Origin of the sequence: Microcoleus sp. Pol14D4 (genome assembly GCF_036701245.1) — a bacterium.
GTDB lineage: Bacteria > Cyanobacteriota > Cyanobacteriia > Cyanobacteriales > Microcoleaceae > Microcoleus.
This window is the reverse complement of record NZ_JAUBQM010000196.1, coordinates 1-1,364: the sequence shown is the minus strand read 5'-3', so window position 1 is coordinate 1,364 and position 1,364 is coordinate 1. Positions and strand designations below refer to the sequence as shown.

The 1,364-nt window shown below is 40.7% G+C and carries 1 protein-coding gene; it reads right to left on the bottom strand.

The annotated features are described in order from the left end of the window. Positions 1-19: 19 nt before the first annotated feature. Complete coding sequence (locus QUA33_RS28050; RefSeq protein ID WP_333153043.1) at positions 20-1,237, bottom strand: ISAs1 family transposase; 1,218 nt, start codon at positions 1,235-1,237, stop codon at positions 20-22. Positions 1,238-1,364 lie beyond the last annotated feature (127 nt).

Here is a 1,364-nt window from a genome sequence, read left to right as displayed (position 1 = left end):
CAGGGTAAGAGCATCTCAATCAGTCTTGACAAAAGGACTTGAGAAGAAGCATCATGTATTCATCATTCATTGCAGCCCGTTTTCTTTTCTGTCGCAAACTACGCTTGAGAGTAGTTTCTTGATTTACAGCATTCAGGGACATCCGTCTGATAACAGCCAAATTTCGAGGGCTATTCAAGGACCGAATGCGAGAGCGATCTTCATTGAAAGTGACATCTAAAACCCAATGTTCTTGATTTTCAATACTCCAATGTTGACGAATGACGCGACCATTAAGCTGGGCATCTACGGGTAAGGAACTCAGGTAAAATTGTACTTCATGAGTGGTTTTATTCCACAGACAACGGAAACGTTCTACTATAACAATAGTCTGAATATCTGTCCAGTCTTCTTGTTGGTAGAGTCCCCCTAATGCCCTCACTGGAACCGCCCAAACTTTTCGAGTTTCGATTCGATGATGTGCTTTTTCCGTTCGGGAATCTTCACTCACTTCAATTCCCCCAAATTGGCTGGCTCTGGCTGTTTCAAACCAGGTTTTGACTTGTTTGTAAAGGGTTGGATGATTCTTTTTCAGAGTAACTACATAATCAGCTTTTTTTTGACGAATCAGTCGTACAATCTCGGTTTGAGTACCCATCGCATCCATCGTAATAATCGCTCCTGTGACATCGATTAATTCCAATAGGGCTGGGATAGCTGTGATTTCATTGGAATGGTTTTCAACTTTAACTTGTCCAAGTACCAACCGATTTTCACTCGCCCACGCCGTCACTAAATGTAAATTCTTTTCCCCGGTTTTTCGGTCATAAGAACCTCGGAGACTTTTTCCATCAATCGGGATAACTTGTTGAACAACTGACCCAATTAATTGTTTAACCCATTCGGTCAACTTCTTTTCTAAAACTTTTGGGTCTACCTTTTCAAAAACTCGTCGGAAGGTATCATCGCTCGGAATACCATTTGGTAAGTCTAAAAATTTTTGCAACCATTGCTGCTTACTGATTCCATAATTTTCCATGTCTTCCCATCCATCACCTCCAGCTATTGTAGATAATATAGCAATGACGAGAATATCTTTCAATAAGTGGCGTTTGGTTCGGTTCACTCTCGGGTCGGGTACGTCATCAAAATAACTTGACAAGCTTCCTTGTAACTCTTGCATAGAGATAGGTGAGGGCTTCTTCAGTAGTTGCTTTGACTGAGACGTTGGCCGGACGGGCAGGAATCCTTTATCCATTGAGTTTTACCGCTTGATGACTTAGTTTTTAAGGCATTATAGAATTGCTAATACGTAAATACCACGTTTTTATATTTGTCTTTTTGTCAAGTACAATTTATACTAAATTAGATGAGCTTACCCTGCT

What these genes read in the sequence shown, in the direction of transcription:
- QUA33_RS28050 (WP_333153043.1), bottom strand. Translation starts at nt 1,237, where the DNA reads ATGGATAAAGGATTCCTGCCCGTCCGGCCAACGTCTCAGTCAAAGCAA.